Below are 1,888 nucleotides of genomic sequence, written 5' to 3'. Positions count from 1 at the left end.
AGGAGTATATCGAGGTCGGACATCTCAGAAATACCAACAACAAGTTTGATGAAGAGTGTTCTCATCCTGCCGATTATAAATGTCCTGTTTGCTTGATAATTGAATTTATTTTTCGGTCTGCTTTTATTTTTTATCTCTTCATCAGCATTGGCTTTGACAAGGTATATCCTGCTTTCAGCTCACAGAGAAGAAAACATCGATACGGAAAAGAATTTCACAAGTCTTTTTACTGCGATTAATGAGATGGCGGCGAAGTATGATATGCCTATTTTGTATTCGTGTCATCCGAGATCAAAGAAGAGACTGGAGGCTTCCGGCTTCAAGCTTGATCAGAGAGTTATTCAGCATGAGCCATTGGGATTCCATGATTATAATTGCCTGCAGATGAATGCATTTGCAGTTGTGTCCGATTCCGGAACACTTCCGGAAGAGAGCAGTTTTTTTACGTCTATCGGAAATCCTATTGCCGCTGTTTGTATAAGGACATCTACAGAGAGGCCTGAGGCATTGGATAAGGCTTGTTTCATTCTTTCCGGAATTGATACAAAGGGACTTCTTCAGTCTGTTGATACTGCGGTTGAGATGGTGAAGGAAGAAAAGGATGGCGGAGCTATTCCGGTTCCGGATTATACAGATGTAAATGTTTCGGATAAAGTTGTAAAGATAATCCAGTCTTATGTGGGCGTTGTGAATAAGATGGTTTGGAGAAAAGATATTTAGGACGGTGTACTATGAATATACTTGTGACGGGGGCCAAGGGCATGGTGGGCACCGCTCTTGTGAATAATCTGAAGAATATCAGGGATGGGAAGAATCAGAGCAGGCCGGGTATTAAGATTGATGAGATATATGAATATGATCTGAATTCCACTAAAGAGGAATTGGAAGAGTTTTGCGGAAAAGCAGACTTTGTTTTTAACTTGGCAGGGGTTAACAGACCTGAGAATCCGGAAGATTTCATGAAGGGGAATTTTGGATTTGCAAGTGAGCTGCTGAATACACTTAAGAGTAAGAATAATAAGGCTGCAATTATGCTGAGTTCATCGATTCAGGCAACACTTGCCGGGAGGTTTGGGGATTCAGAATATGGTCGCAGTAAGAAGGCCGGAGAGGAACTGTTCTTTGAATATGGAAAAGAGACAGGTGCGAAGGTAGCTGTTTATCGTTTCCCTAACCTGATGGGACATTCCAGACCGAAATATAATTCTGCTGTTTCGACATTCTGCTGGGCTGTTGCTAATGATGAACCATTTACCGTGAACGATCGAAGTACAGAACTGGAGCTTCTGTATATAGATGATCTCGTAGAAGGTATGTATGATCTTCTGGAGGGTAAAGAGAAACATTGTGAATTCGACGGTGTTGAAACAGTACTTCGGGATGATGGAAGATACTGCTGTGTACCGGTAACACACAAGGTAACATTGGGAGAGATCGTTGATCTTCTAGAAGAATTTAAGGCACAGCCAACCACTTTAATGATGCCGAAGATGCCGGAGGGCTCTTTTGTAAAGAAATTGTACAGCTTGTATCTTACATATCTGCCTACGGATAAGTTTAAGTATGCACTGAAGATGAACTGTGATGACAGAGGCTCATTCACTGAGCTTGTTCACACAGCAGATTGCGGGCAAGTATCCATCAACATCAGCAAGCCTGGAATTACAAAGGGACAGCATTGGCACAATTCCAAGTGGGAGCTTTTTATAGTAGTTGCAGGACACGGACTGATACAGGAACGAAACATCAATACCGGAGAGGTTGTGGAGTTTGAAGTTTCTGGGGATAAGATTGAAGCTGTTCATATGATTCCGGGTTGGACGCATAACATTATAAACTTGTCTGATACAGAGAACCTTGTAACTGTTATGACATGCAACGAGATTTT

The 1,888-nt window shown here is 41.9% G+C and carries 1 protein-coding gene and 1 pseudogene; both read left to right on the top strand.

The window, feature by feature from the left end:
- Window positions 1-159 precede the first annotated feature (159 nt).
- A pseudogene (locus G625_RS20245) lies at window positions 160-720 on the top strand (UDP-N-acetylglucosamine 2-epimerase); the annotation flags it as partial.
- An 11-nt stretch (window positions 721-731) separates the two neighbouring features.
- Window positions 732-1,888 (top strand): polysaccharide biosynthesis C-terminal domain-containing protein (locus tag G625_RS0114605; protein WP_044933018.1); only part of this gene is annotated, 1,157 nt, incomplete at its 3' end.

The sequence above is a fragment of the Oribacterium sp. NK2B42 genome, from assembly GCF_000424445.1.
GTDB lineage: Bacteria > Bacillota > Clostridia > Lachnospirales > Lachnospiraceae > Oribacterium.
The sequence above is the reverse complement of the archived record's forward strand: the minus strand, read 5'-3'. Positions and strand labels throughout refer to the sequence as shown.